The 225-nt window shown below is 71.1% G+C and carries 1 pseudogene; it reads left to right on the top strand.

Annotated features, from left to right (window positions below):
- Positions 1-225: pseudogene (locus RB628_RS42370) on the top strand (hypothetical protein); the annotation flags it as partial.

Genomic DNA, 225 nt, shown 5'->3' with positions numbered 1-225 from the left:
TGCTGCCGCTGCCCGACGGGCGCACCCGGCAGGCCCGCGAGCTGTGGGCGCTGGTACCCGAGGAGACTTTCGAGCGCCGCTCGTGCGCGGACGGCGCCAAGGGCCCGCGCGAGTACGACTGGGCCACCGTCCAACTCGCCGCCAGTGTCGGGAACTTCGAGCGGCACCTACTGATCCGCCGCTCGACCGTGCCCAACAAGAAGGACAGGAAGACCGGCGAACTCG

It is taken from the genome of Streptomyces sp. ADMS (assembly GCF_033441795.1).
Classification (GTDB): domain Bacteria; phylum Actinomycetota; class Actinomycetes; order Streptomycetales; family Streptomycetaceae; genus Streptomyces.
The sequence above is the reverse complement of the archived record's forward strand: the minus strand, read 5'-3'. Positions and strand labels throughout refer to the sequence as shown.